Here is a 16,921-nt window from a genome sequence, read left to right as displayed (position 1 = left end):
CTTAATGAAATAACAGTTATTAGCGGCGTCCAAGGGCAAAATGGCCTTTCTGTTCGTATACTGAAATTAACAAGCGGTTTTTGATGTATTTTTTGTGAGCATACAGGGGGCAATGGATGTTGCTTAAAAATGGAAACACTTTACGGCGTCTGGCACTGAGCTGCGCAATCGCGTCTGGACTTGCGTCGTCGTTACCCGCATGGGCAACCGTGCCTGCGTTTCCGGTGGCGTCGTCCGGCATGTCAGTTGCGCAAAGCCGTTCGGAATTGTTGGCAGCATTGCCGAAAGGGATTACACCGCACTATCTTTCAACGCTGGCTCCTTTGTACGCCGCGAACCGAATGCAACTGATGTGGCAGGATCGCGAGGCGGTTCAGCAGTTCCAGCAGCAGTTGGCCGAACTGGCCATGTCCGGCGTGCAGCCGCAGTTTACCCAATGGGTGAAGCTGCTGACCGATCCGGCGATTACCGGCGTGGCACGCGACGTTGTCCTGTCTGATGCCATGCTGGGGTATTTGCAGTTCGTTTCAGCCATCGGCGCCAACGGTAACAGCTGGCTATATAGCAATATTCCCTACAAACTCGGCCTGCCGCCTAATGCGGTGATTAATCAATGGCAACTGGCGGTGCGTCAGGGCAAGACGTTGGCTTATGTCACCACGCTGGCGCCGCAGCACCCGCAATATGCCAAGATGCATCAGGCGCTGCGCGATATGCTGGCCGACAATCGTCCGTGGCCGCAGATGGCCAACGGCCCGAGCTTGCGCCCCGATCAACTGAGCAGCGACATTGCCGCCCTGCGTGAGATCCTGGCGCGCAATGGCATGCTGACTACTACCCCGGTGCAAACGCAGGATCCGCCTGCGGTACTGACCGGCTCGCGCAATGAACCGGACGATGGCGGCTTGTCGGTAGATGAAGAAAAAAACCGCGAGAGCAAAAGTGTGGTTATCAGCCCGTCTGCCGCACCGGTAAAAGATCTTGCCGCATCGCCGGAGTCGCCATTCGCCCAGCAACCTGCCGGCCCGGTGACCGTCACTGATAACGCCTATACCCCCGATCTGGTTGAAGGCGTTAAACGCTTCCAGAAATGGCAAGGTTTGAGCGCTGACGGGGTGATCGGCGCTCGTACCCGCGAATGGCTCAACGTGTCACCGCAAATGCGTGCTTCGCTGCTGGCATTGAATATCCAGCGTTTACGCATCCTCCCAGGCTACGTCGACACCGGCATCATGGTTAACATTCCCAATTACTCGCTGACTTACTACCAGAACGGCAATGAAGTGCTTTCCTCGCGGGTCATCGTCGGTCGGCCTAGCCGCAAGACGCCGCTGATGAGCAGCGCGCTGAACAACGTCGTGGTCAACCCGCCGTGGAATGTGCCGACCACGCTGGTACGTGAAGATATTGTGCCAAAGGCAATGCGTGACGGCAGCTATTTCCAGAAACATGGCTATACCGTGCTTTCCGGCTGGAGCAATGACGCCGAAGTCATTAACCCGGCGATGATTGACTGGAATATGGTGTCCGCGCGTAATTTCCCTTACCGCATTCGCCAGGCGCCAGGCGCCACCAACTCACTGGGGCGTTTCAAATTCAACATGCCGAGCTCGGATGCTATCTATCTGCACGATACGCCGAACCATAATTTGTTCCAGAAAGATATTCGAGCCCTGAGTTCCGGTTGCGTGCGCGTTAACAAGGCATCTGATTTGGCGAATATGCTGCTGCAAGATGCCGGCTGGAACAATACCCGCGTCTCCTCCACCCTTAAAGGCGGAAATACCACCTACGTAAATATTCGACAGCATATTCCGGTTAAATTGTATTATTTAACCGCCTGGGTTTCTGATGACGGAAAGCCACAATTCCGTACAGATATTTACAATTATGATGATACGGTGAGATCGGGTGCACAAATTTTGGCTCAGGCCGAAAAATTAATGCAATAAATGCAGTAATTATAAATAAATAACGGTCTGAATATCGGACCATGATGCAGGCACTCATTCGGTGAGTGCCTGCAAACCGCGGGACATCACGGGTTGACTCAGGCTGTGTGGGCGGTTATGGTTCAGGCAGTGCGCTGTTTTGTGCATATATTTTGATATTCTTGCCGGGTTTAACAGAAACATGGACAAAATTGATCATCATCGCCGTAAATGGCTGGCGTTAGGTAGCGCCGCCATGGGTATAGCCCTGCTTCCAGGGCAGGCTTTTGCCAGTCTTTCTACTTCGCGCCCACGTATTCTGGTCGTAAATAACATGCATACGGGCGAAACGTTGAAGGCCGAATTCTTTGATGGGAAGGGTTATAATAAAGACGAGCTGGTTCGTCTTAATCATCTTTTCCGTGATTATCGCGCCAATAAGGTTAAGCCGATCGATCCCCGCCTGTTTGATCAGCTCTATCGTCTGCAAGGCCTATTGGGTACCAACAAGCCGGTACAGTTGGTTTCAGGTTACCGTTCTCTGGATACCAACAACGAACTGCGCGAGCGCAGCCGCGGTGTGGCCAAGCACAGTTATCACACCAAAGGCCAGGCGATGGATTTCCATATCGAAGGTATCCAGTTGAGTAATATCCGTAAAGCGGCGTTAAAAATGCGCGGCGGTGGTGTAGGATATTACCCACGTAGCAACTTTGTACACATCGATACCGGCCCGGTGCGGACCTGGTAATCGCTGTGCACCATTGTGAATAGCGCCAGCCTGCGAGGGTGTGGCGCTGTTGTCGTTGGAGCCTTATGAAATACCAAATTATTCCCGTTACCGCCTTTAGTCAAAATTGCAGCCTGATCTGGTGTGAAAGCACGCAGCAGGCGGCATTGGTCGATCCCGGTGGCGAGGCAGAAAAATTGAAGGCCGAAGTGGCGAAGCAGGGCGTTACAATCACGCAAATCTTGCTGACGCACGGCCATCTCGATCACGTAGGTGCTGCGGCGGAACTGGCTGAGCATTATCAGGTGCCGATTTACGGCCCGGATAAGGAAGACGCTTTCTGGCTGGACGGCCTGCCGGCGCAGAGCCGGATGTTTGGGCTGGAAGAGTGCGCGCCGCTGACGCCGACCCAATGGCTGCAAGAAGGCGACAAGGTGCAGGTGGGCGAGATGACGTTCAACGTGTTGCATTGCCCTGGCCATACGCCTGGCCATATCGTCTTTATTAATGAAAAGGCGCGGCTGGCGCTGGTGGGCGATGTGCTGTTTAACGGCGGTGTCGGGCGTAGCGATTTCCCGCGTGGCGATCATCAGGCGCTGATTAACTCTATTCGTACCAAGCTGTTGCCGCAGGGCGATGACATGGCGTTTATCCCCGGCCATGGACCTATGTCCACCTTTGGTCAGGAGCGTGAAACCAACCCGTTCCTGCGCGAAGAGCCGGCTATCTGGTAAGGTTATTTCCCGGCAGAAATAACTAAGGGGCGCTCTAAGCGCCCCTTTTGCTTATTTCAGCCGCAACGTTTTACAGCACGGCGACGATGGCTTCGCACAGCGGCGCCATATTGTCCGGCGTCATACCTGCAACGTTGATGCGGCCGGAGTTGACCGCATAAACGCCAAACTCGTCGCGCAGGCGCAGCACCTGCTCTTTAGTTAGCCCACTGAACGAGAACATGCCGTTCTGGTTGATGATAAAGCTGAAGTCCTGTTCTGCACCTTTCTCTTGCAGCGTATTGACGAACAACTGACGCATGCGATGGATACGCTGACGCATATCGGTCAGTTCCTGCTCCCACAGCGCGCGCAGCGCATCGTCGCCCAGAATGGTCGCCACGACGGCCGCACCGTGTGACGGTGGGTTGGAGTAGTTGGCGCGAATAGCGGCTTTCACCTGGCTGAAGGCGCGATCGGCGGTATCCGCATCCGCAGCAACCACGGTACAGGCACCGACGCGTTCATTGTACAGGCCGAAGTTCTTCGAGTAAGAACTGGCGACGATCAGTTCCTGATGCTTGGCGGCGAAAATGCGCAGCCCTTCGGCATCCTCTTCCAAGCCTTTGGCAAAGCCCTGATAGGCGAAGTCGAACAGCGGCAACCAGCCATTGGCGACGGACAGCTCAGCCAACTGGGCCCACTGCTCGGCGGTAGGGTCGATGCCGGTCGGGTTATGGCAGCAGCCGTGGAACAGTACCACATCGCCGGCCTGCGCCTGTTTCAGGCTGTTCAGCAGGCCATTGAAATCCAGCGCATGATTGGCGGCATCGTAGTAGGCGTATTCCAGGACGTCCAGGCCAACGGCGCTGAACACGTTTTTGTGGTTCGGCCAGCTTGGGTTGCTGATCCAGATGCGTTTTGCGTTGGTTTGGTTGGCGATAAAGTCCGCTGCCACACGCAGGCCGCCGGTGCCACCAGGCGTTTGCGCAGTACGCGCACGCTTGTCGGCGATGATTGGGCTTTGCTTGCCGAACAGCAGTTCTTGCGTGCAGTTGGCGAACGCAGGGATGCCTTCAATGCCGAGATAGTTTTTGGTGGTTTCATTTTCCAGCAGGTATTGCTCAGCTTTTTTCACGCTGGTCAGCACCGGCGTTTTACCGGTTTCATCTTTGTAAACGCCAATGCCCAGATTGATTTTATTAGGGCGGGCGTCCGCGCGGAAAATGTCGGTCAGACCCAGAATTGGGTCGGCGGGTGCAGCAGTGATTTTTTCAAACATGTCAGGTGCTTCCATGGCTCGGAGTTAAGCAGACAGAAGCATCAGGGTAGCGCCAGTTATGCGCTTTGCCAACCGTTTGCGAGAAAAACACATCGATCTTGTGAAGGGGGCGGGTTCAGCATAAAAAATGAGGGAGAAGGGGGTGTTGGCAGAATAAAAAGTTACTCGCGGCCTAAAAACAAAAACAGGGCCGAAGCCCTGTTTTTAACTCAGCCGGCGGTGAACCGCCGTCAAGCGTGACAACTTAGAACTGGTAAACCAGACCAACACCTACGATATCATCGGTAGCGGTGCCAGTGGCTTTAGTGAACTCGTTGTCGTCCAGCAGGTTGATTTTGTAATCAACATAGGTGGACATGTTTTTGTTGAAGTAGTAAGTGGTACCAACAGAAACATATTTAACCAGGTCGGCATCGCCGCCAGCGAAGCTTGAGCCGTGATTGGTATGGCCAGCCAGGTTTTTACCTTTAGACTGCAGGTAAGACACTTCTGGACGCAGACCGAAGTCGAACTGGTACTGAGCAGTCACTTCGAAGTTCTGAGTTTTGTCAGCGATGCCGGCATCGAAATCACCGTATGGCGTCATGTTACGGGTTTCGGAGTACATGGCTGCCAGGTAGACGTTGTTCGCGTCGTATTTAGCGCCCACAGTCCACGCGTCAGCTTTGTCGCCTTTAGCGGTGGAGTGGTTGGTCTGGTCATCAGTACGGTCAGAAGACGCGTATGCAGCACCGAAGCTTACGCCTTCGCCGATGTCATAAGTAGAAGACAGGCCCCAACCGTCGCCGTTTTGTTTCTTCAGAGCGCGACCGTCGTTTTCGTTCTTGCCTTGGTACTGAACAGCGAAGTTCAGGCCGTCAACCAGACCGAAGAAGTTGTTGTTACGGTAAGTAGCAACGCCGTTGGTACGGCCGGTCATGTAGTTGTCGGTGTAGGTGTAAGTATCGCCACCGAACTCTGGCAGCATATCTGTCCAGCCTTCCACGTCGTACAGTACGCCGTAGTTACGGCCGTAGTCGAATGAACCGTAGTCAGCAAATTTCAGACCCGCGAAGCCCAGACGAGTCTTGGTGCCTTCGGTGCCTTGAGATTCAGCGTGGTTAGCTTGAACGTTGTATTCCCACTGGCCGTAACCGGTCAGTTGGTCAGTAATCTGGGTTTCACCTTTGAAGCCGAAACGAACATAGGTCTGGTCGCCGTCATTGCCTTTGTCGTCGGAGAAGTAGTGCAGACCGTCAACTTTGCCGTACAGATCCAGCTTGTTGCCGTCTTTGTTGTAGATTTCAGCTGCGTTTGCTGCACCAGCAGCTAACAGAGCCGGGATTACCACTGCAAGAATGTTGCGCTTCATCATTATTACCCTCATTGGTGTTATTCGGACACCTTTGCCACTGCCGCCAATAATTCTTTTGGAACTATTGTAGATAGATTGGTGTCGTCCTGTGTCTGCACGCAGTGTTCCATTCGCAGGCGGGTTAATCTAGAACGAAAATGCTACCAATGTCCTAATGAGGTTTCAAAAGGAAAGTATATGTAACAAAATGTAATATTCACGGAACTTTGTGACGCGGGTCAATATTAAAAAATGCGAAGGGCCAGCAAAGCTGGCCCTGATTTTGTAACTAAATTATTTAGAAATGTTTAGACTGATTAATTAAAAGCTTGCGTTACGCGGGGTACGTGGGAACGGAATGACATCGCGCACGTTTTGCACGCCGGTAACATAGGCGATTAAACGTTCAAAGCCTAAACCGAAACCGGCATGAGGGACGGTGCCGTAACGACGCAGATCACGATACCACCAGTAATCTTCTTTATTCAGGCCCATCGCTTCCAGACGCTGATCCAATATGTCCAAACGTTCCTCACGCTGGGCACCGCCGATGATCTCGCCAATGCCAGGTGCCAGAACGTCCATGGCCGCGACGGTTTTGCCGTCATCGTTCATGCGCATATAGAAAGCTTTAATGTCTTTCGGGTAGTTTTTCACCACCACCGGCGCTTTAAAGTGTTTCTCGGCCAAATAACGCTCATGTTCGGAAGACAGGTCGATGCCCCAGGATACCGGGTTTTCGAAGGTCTGGCCGGAGGCGATCAGGATTTCCACCGCTTCGGTGTAATCTACCTGGGCGAAATCGGAAGAAACAAAGCGCTTTAGGCGCTCAATCGCATCTTTGTCCACACGCTCGGCGAAGAACTGCATGTCATCCATACGCTCGTTCAATACGGCCTGGAACACATACTTCAGCATTTTTTCCGCCAGTTCGGCGATGTCTTCGAGGTCGGCAAACGCCACTTCCGGTTCGATCATCCAAAATTCCGCCAGGTGGCGGCTGGTGTTGGAGTTCTCTGCGCGGAAGGTTGGGCCGAAGGTATACACTTTCGACAGCGCACAGGCATATGTTTCACCGTTCAACTGCCCGGAAACGGTCAGGAAAGCTTCTTTGCCGAAAAAGTCTTGGCTGAAATCAACCGCGCCTTTATCGGTGCGCGGCAGGTTTTCCAGATCCAGCGTCGAAACCCGGAACATTTCGCCGGCGCCTTCGGTATCGGAAGCGGTGATCAGCGGGGTGGAAACCCAGAAGAACCCGTTCTCGTGGTAGAAGCGGTGGATCGCCTGCGCCAGCGTATGCCGCACGCGGGCCACGGCGCCGATCAGATTGGTGCGTGGGCGCAGGTGAGCGACCTCGCGCAGGTACTCGATGCTGTGGCGCTTGGCTGCCATCGGATAAGTGTCGGGATCGTCAACCCAGCCAACCACGTTGATGGCAGTCGCCTGCAGTTCGAAACTCTGGCCTTCGCCCGGCGAGGCAACGACTTTGCCGGTGACTTCAATCGAGCAGCCGGTGGTCAGATGCAGCACTTCATCCTGATAATTCGGCAGAGAATTATTAACGACGGCCTGTAACGGATCAAAGCAGGAACCGTCATAGACGGCCAGGAAGGAGATACCAGCTTTAGAATCTCTCCGGGTACGCACCCAACCGCGTACGGTGACTTCACTGTCAACCGCAGCACGGCCTTGCAGTACGTCGACTACAGGCACTACGCTCATAGATTTCTCTCTTTATAATTTGGTTTGGAAATAGCTTACAACCCAACAATATGGGGATGCTGCTATGTTACTTGCCGCGATGCAGAGCACAAGCAGAAATCGCCGGATTGGTGCAACATTTCTTGGGGCTGGGCGAAAAGGGGGCGACGGAAAGTGTCTTATAAAGAAGAAAAAAGCCGGCCCGAAGTTTTCAGCCGGCTTGTTATCGCTTACAGCGTCTGGCCAGCCTAGCTGGCTTTCTTCACCAGTGGCAGATCGAAGGCTTTACGCAACGCCTTCACAAAGGCCTGATCCTGACAGATGGTTTTGCCCGGACTGTCGGACAGTTTAGCCACCGGTTTGCCTTTGCATTCGACCAGTTTGATGACGATATTCAGCGGTTTCACGCCCGGAATGTCGCAGGTCAACCGCGTGCCGATGCCGAATACCAGGTTGATGCGCTGATAGAAGTGGCGATAAAGCGCCAACGCCTTGTCCAGATCCAGGTTGTCGGAGAACACCAGCGTTTTGCTCATCGGATCGATACCCAACGTCTGGTAATGCGCGATGGCTTTCTCGCCCCATTCAAATGGGTCGCCGGAGTCATGGCGCAGCCCCTGATAGCGCGATGCGAACTGTGGGCCGAAATCACGCAGGAAGGCGTCCATGGCGATACAGTCGGTCAGCGCGATGCCGAGCTGATCTGGATATTCGTCCAGCCAGGCCTGCAATGCTGCGCGCTGGCTGTTGGCCAGCACCGGGCTTATCTGTTGATGCGCCTGGAACCATTCATGTGCCTGGGTACCTACCGGCGTCAGGTCGAGTTGATGCGCCAGATCGTAATTGCTGGTGCCGACCAGGTAGGGGAACTCGTTTTTCAGCGTGCTGACGATCGCCTGCTGCACGCTTTTGGAGAAACGGCGGCGGGTGCCGAAATCCATCAGTTTGAAGCGGGAGATATCCACGTCGGCGCTCACGGCTTTAAACTGCGCCAGTTTGCTGCGCAGATGGGCGATCGCCATGTCCGGTGTCACCTGCGGCGAACGGTGACGGTGCACCACTTCGCTGATCACCGCCAGCAGGGGGACCTCCCACAGAATCACTTCGCGCCACGGGCCGGCAATGCGGATATGCAGCCTGCCGTCACGATCGTCGATTTGAACCTGCTGCGGATCATAGCGGAAATCACGCAACCAGCTTAGGTAGTCCTGACGGAAGAAAGGCAACCCTGAAAGATAGCCAAATTCAGCCTCGGTCAGTGCCAGTTGGCTCATCAGCGCAACTTGCGCACGGATTTCGTCTGCATATTCACCCAGCAGTTCATCACCACGGCAGCGGAATTCCGCCGCCACGCTGATCGCGGGGTAGCGATGGAACACGGCTTGCTGCATATGAAGCTTGTAGGCGTCAGTATCAAGCAGTGATGTCAAAATCGGGGAAGCGTATTGAGTCATAGCGCGTTACTGCATCCTCGTCAGGCGCGAGTCCAAATCCGGATAGTTATAAAAAAGTTGAGCGAGTATACCCGGATTATCCTGTTATTGAAGCTGCATCACACCACAAATCGCCGGAGCGGGTCGAGGATTAAACGTGCCTTTATGTCGGCTTGTCGTCAGGTTCCAGACAGAAAAGCCAGATAAGCCTGTAAGGTGAATGACTTAGCCTAATTAGTCATAAAAATTATAATGTTAATTATTTTAAACAACAATTCAGATAAAACCGGTCGGCGTGTGAATGCTGATCCGATCTTTACCGTTTTTCTTGCAGAAATAGAGCGCTTCATCTGCTTGTTTGATTGCCGTTGGTAACATCCCAAGGCTGTCCACCTGCGCAATACCGCAACTGGTCGTGAAACGCACGTTTTGCCCGTCGGCGACGGTGAGGATGAGTTGGTGGGTACGCTCCCGCAGCTTAGCCATAATTTCTCGTGCATTCTCCAGCGTGCAGTTGCCGAGGATCACGGCGAATTCCTCACCGCCATAGCGGCAGAAAATATCGCTGGAGCGGAAGGCGCTTTGCAGCAGTTTGCCGAAGGCCACCAGCACGCGGTCGCCGATGTCATGCCCGTAACTGTCATTCAGGTTTTTGAAATTATCGATATCAATCAAACAGAAAGCCAACGGGTAACTGCGGGTTGACAGGGATTTGCATTCACGGAAGAACTTGCGGCGGTTATAGATATTGGTCAAGGGATCAAGAAACGAAGAGGCTTCCAGCTCTTTGATCAACAACTGTTTTTCATTTTCCAACGTCACCTTTTCCAATTGATACTGTTTGAGCTGTTTAATGGCGTCGCTGATGGCGATTAACTCCTGGCCGTAAAACACCTCATTGCGATCGATATTCATATTGCCGCGTGACAGCCGCAAAATATTGTTATGCGTTTTGGTCAGCCAACGGCTGATATTTGAACAGTAAACCAGCGTCGGCAGAAAAATAAACAGCACGATCAGACCACCGAGGGAAATCAAGCCATAAATAGCCGTTTGGCTGGTGTAGATCTTATGTTGTGATGCGGCGATTTCCAGTTCAAAACTGCGTTGATAGAGCCGTTGTGAAAGCTCACTCAGATTTTTGACGTACCGATAAATAAAATCGGCGGAGTAGGGGATATGATTATCGACCGCGCTATACAGCCCTTGGGTAATCCGGTCGAGCTGCCCTTTCGACAGCTGACGGAGCAGCTCATTCACCAGCAGGGTGGTGGGAACATCGTTGTAGGTCAGCTTCATAAAAATAAGCCGGGTGCTTAGTGCATTCAACACCCCGGTGAGCTGTACGGCTTTCAGATAGGCGTCTTTACGCTCTAACGGATTGGTATTTACGTCAATGACCTGATCGATTAATTCGGTCAGGGACATATTCAGCCGGTTATTCAGGCGCACGGCTTCCAGAAACAGAAACGAGTCGGCGTCGATCATGCGGGTATCGTAGGTATAACGGTAGTAGCTTTTGCTGGTCTGAGAAATGTAGTAGGCGCTGTTGATATTAAACAGATTGGCATTGGCGTCGGTCACATATGAAAGCTGTCGATTATCGTTATCCAGCAATTGTTCCATCAGGCCGAGCATGGAAAGCGCGGCGACTTTTTGCCGTATGCCGAGCTGTTGCGAAATCTTGCCGTCGATATGCGGCTTGATCCGGTCAATTTTTCCGCGCGCCAGGCGGTCGGCCTCCTGCCATTGCGCCGGGGTAATATCCGCATTAACCAGGCTCAGACGTTTTAAACGGTGCGCCAACAGAGTGGCTTGAAACGCTTCCGAGATCTCTTTGGCGCGATTTATCTTATACAGATTAAGTTGATTGTCGCGATAGTCGGTATGGGCTTCAATCAATTCATCGGAAATAAATATGGCGAAGGATGACATCAGGGCAAAGGTAAAAAAATAGATCAGATATTTTACTTTCATATTGCCGAGAGTCCTTGAGCCAGATTTGTCAATTATATCATCGAGTCAGCCGAAATGTCTTAACTATACCCGCAGAGAGCCTATCGGTGGGTAGCGGCTCGGGGAACGTTGAGACGGGATATCCTCCGCAATTATAAAGCATCCGCAAGTGGCTAACATGACGGGAGGCTTTTAGCATTAAATGCTGATTTTTGCTCTGCATCAGGTGAAGGAACCTGATGGAGTGGGGCATTCGGCGACAGCTTTTAGATCCACCTCCGATTTCTCCGTTCCAGCGTCCCGGCATATCTAGGCTTTTTTCGTGACTGTGATACAGTTTATTTACAATCAGGTTCATCGATATTTTCGCGCCTCTGCTGAGGGTGAAATAAGCCAATGATGATCACCTGGCACCTGTAACTCACTGAGACGTCGAAGGGTTTTTATGACACAACAGCCACAGGCGAAGTATCGCCACGATTATCGCGCGCCAGACTACAGCATCACTGACATTGATTTGGATTTTGAGCTGGACGCAGAAACGACACGCGTCACCGCAGTCAGCAAGATTAAACGCCAGGGCGCGGCCGATGCGGCGTTGGTGCTGAACGGCGAAGATCTTACGCTGGTGAGCATTCAGATCGATGGGCAGCCGTGGAGCGCCTATCAGTTGCAGGATAACAAGCTGGTTGTCGAGGAATTACCAGCACAATTTACCATGACCATCGTCAATGATATTCACCCTGCGAAGAATACTGCACTCGAAGGGTTGTATCTGTCAGGCGAAGCGTTGTGTACCCAGTGTGAGGCGGAAGGTTTTCGTCACATCACCTATTACCTGGATCGTCCGGACGTGTTGGCGCGCTTCACTACCCGTATTGTGGCGGATAAGGCGCGTTATCCCTTCCTGCTGTCGAACGGCAACCGCGTGGGCCAGGGCGAACTGGAGGATGGGCGTCACTGGGTACAGTGGCAAGATCCGTTCCCAAAACCTTGTTATCTGTTCGCGCTGGTGGCCGGTGACTTCGACGTGCTGCGCGACAGCTTCACCACCCGTTCCGGGCGTGAGGTGGCGTTGGAACTGTTCGTCGACCGTGGCAACCTGGATCGCGCCGATTGGGCGATGACTTCACTGAAGAACTCGATGAAATGGGACGAAACCCGTTTCGGTCTGGAATATGACCTCGACATTTATATGATCGTGGCCGTCGATTTCTTCAATATGGGTGCGATGGAGAACAAAGGGTTAAATATCTTTAACTCCAAATACGTGCTGGCGAAAGCGGAAACCGCCACCGACAAGGATTACCTGAATATTGAAGCGGTGATTGGCCACGAATATTTCCACAACTGGACCGGCAACCGCGTGACCTGTCGCGATTGGTTCCAGCTTAGCTTGAAAGAAGGCCTGACGGTGTTCCGCGATCAGGAGTTCAGTTCAGATCTGGGTTCACGCTCGGTCAACCGCATCGATAACGTGCGTGTCATGCGCGGCGCGCAGTTCGCCGAAGACGCCAGCCCGATGGCGCACGCGATTCGTCCGGATAAAGTGATCGAAATGAACAACTTCTACACCCTGACGGTGTATGAGAAAGGGTCAGAAGTGATCCGCATGATGCACACGCTGCTGGGGGAAGAGCAGTTCCAGAAAGGCATTCAACTGTATTTTGAGCGTCATGACGGCAGTGCGGCGACTTGCGATGATTTCGTTCAGGCGATGGAGGATGCCTCCAACGTCGATCTGTCGCTGTTCCGCCGCTGGTACAGCCAGTCCGGCACGCCGTTGCTGACCGTTCGCGATGAATACGATGCGGAGCGCCAACAATACCGCCTGCACGTCAGCCAAAAAACCGAACCGACCGCCGATCAGCCAGAGAAGCTGCCGTTGCATATTCCGCTGGATATCGAATTGTACGACGCCGAAGGCAACGTGATTGCCCTGCAGAAAGACGGTGCGGCGATAGGTAACGTGCTGAACGTCACTGAAGCCGAGCAGACCTTCGTGTTTGATGGCGTGGCGCACAAACCGGTACCTTCGCTGTTGCGCGAGTTCTCCGCGCCGGTGAAGCTGGATTACCCGTACAGCGATCAGCAACTGACTTTCCTGATGCAGCACGCGCGCAATGAGTTTGCCCGTTGGGACGCGGCGCAGAGCCTGCTGGCTACCTATATCAAACTGAACGTAGCCAAGCATCAGCAGAAACAGCCGCTGTCTCTGCCGTTGCACGTTGCCGACGCGTTCCGCGCGGTGCTGCTGGACGAGAAGCTGGATCCGGCGCTTGCCGCGCAGATCCTGACGCTGCCTTCGGAAACCGAGATTGCCGAACTGTTCGCCACTATCGATCCGGAAGCGATCGCCGCGGTGCGCGAAGCGATTGTCCGTTGCCTGGCGAAGGAAATGGCCGACGAGTGGCTGGCGGTTTATAACGCCAACAAAACCGACGGTTACCGGGTGGAGCATGCCGATATCGGCAAACGCGCTCTGCGCAATCTGTGCCTGGGTTATCTGGCCTTTGGCGACGAGGCGCTGGCCGATCGGCTGGTGGCCGAGCAGTATCGTCAGGCGGACAACATGACCGATTCGCTGGCGGCACTGGCGGCGGCGGTAGCGGCGCAGTTGCCGTGCCGCAATGTGCTGCTGTCGGCGTTCGATGATCGCTGGCATCAGGATGGCCTGGTCATGGACAAATGGTTCGTGTTGCAGGCGACCAGCCCGGCGGCAGACGTGCTGACCCAGGTACGCGGCCTGCTGAAACACCGTTCGTTCAGCCTGAGCAATCCAAACCGTACCCGCTCGCTGATCGGCGGTTTCGCGTCTGCCAACCCGGCGGCGTTCCATGCGACGGACGGCAGCGGTTATCAGTTCCTGGTGGAGATCCTCAGCGATCTGAACCAACGCAACCCACAGATTGCCGCTCGTTTGATTGAACCTTTGATCCGCCTGAAACGTTATGATGCTTCGCGTCAGGCGCTGATGCGCAAGGCGCTCGAACAGTTGAAAGGGCTGGAAAACCTCTCCGGCGATCTGTTCGAGAAAGTCAGCAAAGCGCTCGACGCATAAAAACCGACCAGGGACGGCGCTGCGATATGCCGTCCCTGGTTTCAATTCGTTGCCCGGCGTGGGCTTTCAGCCACCTGCGGGGGCGGTGAAAGCACCCTGTCCAGCACCTCGGCTTCCAGTTCCGCCAACCTGGCCGACCCTTTACGGCGCGGACGTGGCAGATCAATCGTCAGATCCAGCCCGATACGTCCCTCTTCAATCAAGATCACCCGATCCGCCAGCGCAATGGCTTCGCTGACATCGTGCGTCACCAGCAGCACGGTGAAACCATGCTGTTGCCACAGGCCTTCAATCAACCCCTGCATTTCAATCCTTGTTAACGCATCAAGCGCCCCCAAAGGCTCGTCCAGCAACAGCAGGCGAGGACGATGAATCAGCGCGCGTGCCAGCGCCACTCGTTGTTTTTGTCCGCCGGACAGCGCTGCCGGCCATTCATTGGCGCGATCGGCCAGCCCAACGGCTTCCAGCGCCTGCAACGCGTCGGCGCGCCAGTCGCCACGCAGGCCGAGGCCCACGTTGTCGATCACCTTTTTCCAGGGCAGTAGGCGCGCATCCTGAAACATCAGGCGGGTATCCTCTTTGGCGCTGGCGAGGGGGGCGTTTCCACTCAGCAGCACGCCACTGCTGGCTTTTTCCAACCCGGCCATCAAACGCAGTAACGTGCTTTTGCCACAACCGCTGCGGCCGACCACGGCGACAAATTGCCCGGAACGGATGCGCAACTGAATATTGTCCAGCACCGTACGGTTGCCATAGCGCTTGGCAATAGAGTCCAGCGTCACCGGGGTGCCCTGGGGAATTCGGGCGGGAGTCGTCATAACGCTTCTCCTGATTTAAGTTGATAAGCCGGATGCCAGCGTAGCCAGACACGTTCCAGCAATTGCGCGCTGACGTCCGCCAGCTTGCCGAGCAGGGCGTACAGCACAATCGCCACCACCACCACGTCGGTCTGCAGGAATTCGCGAGCGTTCATCGCCAGATAACCAATCCCCGAGTTGGCGGAAATGGTTTCGGCCACGATCAGCGTCAGCCACATAAAGCCCAGAGCGAAACGCACGCCGACCATGATTGAGGGCAATGCGCCCGGCAATACTACCTGGGTAAATAACCGGAAACCGCTCAGGCCATAGCTGCGCGCCATTTCAAGCAGACCGCGATCGATATTCTTGATGCCGTGATAGGTGTTCAGATAGATAGGGAACAGGGTGCCCAGCGCGACCAGAAAAATCTTGGCGGATTCATCGATGCCGAACCACAAGATCACCAACGGGATCAGCGCCAGATGCGGGACATTACGGATCATCTGCACGGAGCTGTCCAACAGGCGCTCGCCCCAGCGCGACAAACCGGTGATAAAACCCAGCGCCAACCCGATACTGCCGCCGATGCTAAAACCGATCAGCGCGCGCCAACTGCTGATGGTCAGGTGTTGCCACAATTCGCCGCTTTTGGTTAGCGCCCAGAAAGCGGTCACGACTGCGCTCGGGGCCGGCAGAATGCGGTTCGACAACCAGCCGGCTTCAACGGAGATTTGCCAGATAACCACCAGTGCGACCGGTAATACCCAGGGCGCCAGCCGGTGCAAGATGCGTTGTGTGCCGTTTGCCATAGGGTTGCTCCTCAGCTTTGCGACGCTTTTTGCGGCATATAAATATTGCCGACCACTTCGCCCTGCGGTTTGATCGGCCGGTGTTGGGCGGGGGCTTCGTTTTGCGCCACATCGAGATGCGGGAACAGCAACTCGCCGACGCGATAGGCTTCTTCCAGATGCGGATAACCGGACAAAATAAAGGTATCGATGCCCAGATCGGCATATTCCTGCATGCGTGCCGCCACCGTCGGGCCATCGCCGACCAGCGCAGTGCCGGCGCCGCCGCGCACCAGGCCAACCCCGGCCCACAGGTTAGGGCTGATCTCCAGATTGTCTTTCTTGCCGCCGTGCAGTGCCGCCATGCGCCGTTGCCCAACGGAATCAAAACGAGCGAAGGCTGCCTGTGCGTTGGCGATGGTCTCTTCATCCAGATTGGCGATCAGCCGGTCGGCCGCCCGCCAGGCTTCATCTGTGGTTTCACGTACGATCACATGCAAACGAATACCGAAACGCACCGTGCGACCCCTGGCTGCGGCTTTGGCGCGAACTTCGGCAATTTTTTCTTTTACCTGCGCCGGCGGCTCCCCCCAGGTGAGGTACATTTCAACCTGTTCCGCGGCCAGATCCTGCGCGGCGGCAGAGGATCCGCCAAAATACAGCGGCGGACGCGGCAGTTGCACCGGCGGATACAGCAATTTGGCGCCTTTCACCTGAATATGCTTGCCCTGGAAATCGACGGTTTCCCCTTCCAACACCTTACGCCAAACGTGGGTGAACTCTGCCGAGGCTTCGTAGCGTTCTTCGTGGTTCAGGTGCAGACCTTCTGCCGCAAGCTCATCTGGATCACCGCCGGTGACCAGGTTAAACAGCGCTCGGCCGTTGGAAAGACGATCCAGCGTCGCGGCCTGGCGAGCCGCCAGCGTGGGCGAAATGATGCCGGGGCGCAGAGCCACCAGAAACTTTAACCGCTGGGTGACCGGGATCAGTGAAGCAGCGACCAGCCAGGAGTCTTCGCACGAGCGGCCGGTGGGGATCAGCACACCGCCGAAACCTAGCCGATCAGCGGCCTGAGCGATCTGCTGCAAATAGCCGTAATCTACGCTGCGTGCACCTTCCGTGCTGCCGAGATAATGGCCGTCGCCATGAGTAGGTAAAAACCAGAATACGTTTAGGCTCATCGTTTGTTCTCC

The 16,921-nt window shown here is 54.7% G+C and carries 13 protein-coding genes; 4 read left to right on the top strand and 9 right to left on the bottom strand.

Going from position 1 to position 16,921, the window contains the following annotated elements; all coding sequences use genetic code 11:
• Positions 1-19: 19 nt before the first annotated feature.
• Positions 20-241 carry a hypothetical protein gene (locus V2S86_RS11055; protein WP_006324566.1) on the bottom strand — a complete coding sequence of 74 codons (222 nt, stop codon included), beginning with the start codon at positions 239-241 and terminating at the stop codon, positions 20-22.
• On the opposite strand from V2S86_RS11055, the gene ldtD reads away from it, so the two are divergent.
• The 3 genes from ldtD to V2S86_RS11040 all read left to right on the top strand — a co-directional run bounded on the left by ldtD (position 240) and on the right by V2S86_RS11040 (position 3,395).
• Positions 240-1,952, top strand: coding sequence for a L,D-transpeptidase (gene ldtD, locus V2S86_RS11050; RefSeq protein ID WP_330762440.1), 1,713 nt, complete (start codon positions 240-242; stop codon positions 1,950-1,952). The two genes, V2S86_RS11055 and ldtD, sit on opposite strands and share 2 nt — an antisense overlap.
• A 181-nt stretch (positions 1,953-2,133) precedes the next feature.
• On the top strand, positions 2,134-2,682 hold the full coding sequence (locus tag V2S86_RS11045; protein WP_006320781.1) for a YcbK family protein: 549 nt from the start codon (positions 2,134-2,136) through the stop codon (positions 2,680-2,682).
• 65 nt (positions 2,683-2,747) lie between these two features.
• Positions 2,748-3,395: an MBL fold metallo-hydrolase gene (locus tag V2S86_RS11040; RefSeq protein WP_004942704.1), complete on the top strand. Its 648-nt coding sequence runs from the start codon at positions 2,748-2,750 to the stop codon at positions 3,393-3,395.
• A gap of 70 nt (positions 3,396-3,465) precedes the next feature.
• Here the strand turns inward: V2S86_RS11040 and V2S86_RS11035 are convergent, their stop codons facing one another.
• The 5 genes from V2S86_RS11035 to V2S86_RS11015 all read right to left on the bottom strand — a co-directional run bounded on the left by V2S86_RS11035 (position 3,466) and on the right by V2S86_RS11015 (position 11,100).
• Complete coding sequence (locus tag V2S86_RS11035; protein ID WP_330762439.1) at positions 3,466-4,656, bottom strand: amino acid aminotransferase; 1,191 nt, start codon at positions 4,654-4,656, stop codon at positions 3,466-3,468.
• 244 nt (positions 4,657-4,900) lie between these two features.
• Positions 4,901-6,010: a porin OmpC gene (gene ompC, locus V2S86_RS11030; RefSeq protein ID WP_330762438.1), complete on the bottom strand. Its 1,110-nt coding sequence runs from the start codon at positions 6,008-6,010 to the stop codon at positions 4,901-4,903.
• A 300-nt stretch (positions 6,011-6,310) separates the two neighbouring features.
• Entirely contained in the window at positions 6,311-7,711 is a 1,401-nt protein-coding gene (gene asnS / locus V2S86_RS11025) for an asparagine--tRNA ligase (protein ID WP_330762437.1), read from the bottom strand.
• A gap of 227 nt (positions 7,712-7,938) precedes the next feature.
• Positions 7,939-9,144: a nicotinate phosphoribosyltransferase gene (gene pncB / locus V2S86_RS11020; RefSeq protein WP_330762436.1), complete on the bottom strand. Its 1,206-nt coding sequence runs from the start codon at positions 9,142-9,144 to the stop codon at positions 7,939-7,941.
• 255 nt (positions 9,145-9,399) lie between these two features.
• The gene (locus V2S86_RS11015) at positions 9,400-11,100 is read right to left on the bottom strand and encodes a GGDEF domain-containing protein (RefSeq protein ID WP_330762435.1); all 1,701 of its coding nucleotides are present in this window, start codon (positions 11,098-11,100) and stop codon (positions 9,400-9,402) included.
• A 424-nt stretch (positions 11,101-11,524) separates the two neighbouring features.
• On the opposite strand from V2S86_RS11015, the gene pepN reads away from it, so the two are divergent.
• A complete protein-coding gene (pepN, locus tag V2S86_RS11010) occupies positions 11,525-14,140 on the top strand; it encodes an aminopeptidase N (protein ID WP_330762434.1) in 2,616 nt (871 codons plus the stop codon).
• 41 nt (positions 14,141-14,181) lie between these two features.
• Here the strand turns inward: pepN and ssuB are convergent, their stop codons facing one another.
• Genes ssuB through ssuD form a run of 3 tightly spaced genes read right to left on the bottom strand, consistent with a single transcriptional unit; the run spans position 14,182 to position 16,909 of the window.
• Positions 14,182-14,958 (bottom strand): aliphatic sulfonates ABC transporter ATP-binding protein, encoded by a 777-nt coding sequence (ssuB, locus tag V2S86_RS11005; protein WP_330762433.1) that lies wholly within the window; start codon positions 14,956-14,958, stop codon positions 14,182-14,184.
• Positions 14,955-15,749, bottom strand: a complete 795-nt coding sequence (ssuC, locus tag V2S86_RS11000) for an aliphatic sulfonate ABC transporter permease SsuC (RefSeq protein WP_330762432.1) — start codon at positions 15,747-15,749, stop codon at positions 14,955-14,957. The genes ssuB and ssuC overlap by 4 nt, the downstream gene beginning before the upstream one ends.
• A gap of 11 nt (positions 15,750-15,760) precedes the next feature.
• Entirely contained in the window at positions 15,761-16,909 is a 1,149-nt protein-coding gene (gene ssuD, locus V2S86_RS10995; protein ID WP_330762431.1) for an FMNH2-dependent alkanesulfonate monooxygenase, read from the bottom strand.
• Between the last annotated feature and the right edge of the window lie 12 nt (positions 16,910-16,921).

Origin of the sequence: Serratia sp. C2(1) (genome assembly GCF_036352655.1) — a bacterium.
GTDB lineage: Bacteria > Pseudomonadota > Gammaproteobacteria > Enterobacterales > Enterobacteriaceae > Serratia > Serratia inhibens.
The sequence above is the reverse complement of the archived record's forward strand: the minus strand, read 5'-3'. Positions and strand labels throughout refer to the sequence as shown.

Excerpts from the sequence above, each read along its gene's own strand:
- V2S86_RS11040 (WP_004942704.1), top strand. The coding sequence starts at position 2,748 with ATGAAATACCAAATTATTCCCGTTACCGCCTTTAGTCAAAATTGCAGC.
- ssuD (WP_330762431.1), bottom strand. The coding sequence starts at position 16,909 with ATGAGCCTAAACGTATTCTGGTTTTTACCTACTCATGGCGACGGCCAT.
- ldtD (WP_330762440.1), top strand. The coding sequence starts at position 240 with ATGTCAGTTGCGCAAAGCCGTTCGGAATTGTTGGCAGCATTGCCGAAA.
- ssuC (WP_330762432.1), bottom strand. The coding sequence starts at position 15,749 with ATGGCAAACGGCACACAACGCATCTTGCACCGGCTGGCGCCCTGGGTA.
- V2S86_RS11045 (WP_006320781.1), top strand. The coding sequence starts at position 2,134 with ATGGACAAAATTGATCATCATCGCCGTAAATGGCTGGCGTTAGGTAGC.
- ssuB (WP_330762433.1), bottom strand. The coding sequence starts at position 14,958 with ATGACGACTCCCGCCCGAATTCCCCAGGGCACCCCGGTGACGCTGGAC.
- asnS (WP_330762437.1), bottom strand. The coding sequence starts at position 7,711 with ATGAGCGTAGTGCCTGTAGTCGACGTACTGCAAGGCCGTGCTGCGGTT.
- V2S86_RS11055 (WP_006324566.1), bottom strand. The coding sequence starts at position 241 with ATGCCGGACGACGCCACCGGAAACGCAGGCACGGTTGCCCATGCGGGT.
- pepN (WP_330762434.1), top strand. The coding sequence starts at position 11,525 with ATGACACAACAGCCACAGGCGAAGTATCGCCACGATTATCGCGCGCCA.
- pncB (WP_330762436.1), bottom strand. The coding sequence starts at position 9,144 with ATGACTCAATACGCTTCCCCGATTTTGACATCACTGCTTGATACTGAC.
- V2S86_RS11015 (WP_330762435.1), bottom strand. The coding sequence starts at position 11,100 with ATGAAAGTAAAATATCTGATCTATTTTTTTACCTTTGCCCTGATGTCA.
- V2S86_RS11035 (WP_330762439.1), bottom strand. The coding sequence starts at position 4,656 with ATGTTTGAAAAAATCACTGCTGCACCCGCCGACCCAATTCTGGGTCTG.
- ompC (WP_330762438.1), bottom strand. The coding sequence starts at position 6,010 with ATGATGAAGCGCAACATTCTTGCAGTGGTAATCCCGGCTCTGTTAGCT.